Consider the following 425-nt stretch of genomic DNA (forward strand, 5'->3'; position numbering starts at 1 on the left):
GGGTACTGTGAAGGATACCCCGGCTGGATGGCCCCCATCCACCCTGGCGATACGTCTTCCCGGTACCAGCTGATCTCCGCGATGAGTAACGCGTACTTCATATACACATTCTGGAAAAAGTTCCAGACTTTCCCGACCAGTTCCTTTTTTTCCGACTCGGTGGCGAACCGTGAGCTAGACCTCTCGAGCAGAGACTTCGCAGCATGGATGATGTCGAGCATTTTCGTGTGCAACGTGCTCCATCCCGACATTGCTTCCGCATACCACTTCTCGCTGCCTCCCCGTCCGAAAGGGATAGCCACCTGGTGCAGCGTCTTGTTGACGGCGTTCACCTGCTCTTCTATCGCTTCCAGGCTCTTTTCCGCCTTCGATGACGAAATCTTCTGCATGAGTTCGTGCAAGTCCTCGTATGTGCCCAGCCTGGC

1 protein-coding gene is annotated in these 425 nt (G+C 55.3%); it reads right to left on the bottom strand.

Annotation, left to right across the window (positions count from 1 at the left end; all coding sequences use genetic code 11):
- The coding region (locus QW087_07815) for a hypothetical protein (GenBank protein ID MEM2944629.1) at positions 1-425 on the bottom strand (425 nt) is incomplete at both ends.

It is taken from the genome of Methanomassiliicoccales archaeon (genome assembly GCA_038850735.1).
Taxonomy (GTDB): Archaea; Thermoplasmatota; Thermoplasmata; order Methanomassiliicoccales; family JACIVX01; genus JACIVX01.